This window comes from Massilia sp. IC2-477, assembly GCF_020707265.1.
GTDB lineage: Bacteria > Pseudomonadota > Gammaproteobacteria > Burkholderiales > Burkholderiaceae_D > Telluria.
Map to the genome: position 1 here is coordinate 1 of NZ_JAJFEQ010000036.1, position 734 is coordinate 734.

General features: G+C 65.1%; 1 protein-coding gene. It reads left to right on the forward strand.

The window, feature by feature from the left end:
* Positions 1–11 precede the first annotated feature (11 nt).
* Positions 12–734 (forward strand): transposase (locus tag LK542_RS24780; RefSeq protein ID WP_227813983.1); only part of this gene is annotated, 723 nt, incomplete at its 3' end.

Genomic DNA, 734 nt, shown 5'->3' on the forward strand with positions numbered 1-734 from the left:
GGTGGGTGCGCATGCGCGAAGCCCTGCGTTTCGCGGGCCGGATCATCGCGGCCACCATCTCCCGCACCGCCGGCCACTGGTACGCCAGCATCACCGTCGATACAGAGCACCCATCCTTGTCGCCTGCCGAGAACCAAGGCGCGGTGGGGGTGGACTTGGGCATCGCGGCGCTGGCCACCCTGTCGACCGGGGAGAAGCGGGCGGGACCGAAGGCGCTGCGCTTCCTGCTGGGGCACGTGCGCCGCCTGTCTCGGGCGCTGTCGCGCAAGGTCAAGGGCTCGCGTAATCAGGCCAGGGCCGGGCTGAAGCTGGCCAGACTGCATGAGCGGATCGCCAACATCCGCCGTGACAGCCTGCATCAACTCAGCACCAGCATCGCGCGGCGCTTTCACACGATCGGCATCGAAGATCTTAACGTGAAAGGGATGATGGCCAATTCCCGCCTGGCGCGCGCCATTGCCGACATGGGTTTTTACGAACTGCGTCGCCAACTCGAGTACAAGTCGGCATGGCGGGGCGGGCAGGTGGTCGTCGCCGACCGATGGTTCGCGAGCAGTCGCTTGTGCTCTTGCTGCGGCTACAAGCACGAAGCGCTCGGTTTGGGAATAAGGCAATGGACCTGCCCGGGTTGCAAGACGCAACACGACCGCGACATCAATGCGGCCATCAACCTGAAGAACATGGCGGTGAGTTCCACCGTCGCTGCCTGTGAAGGGGAAGGCGCTGGCCTTGGG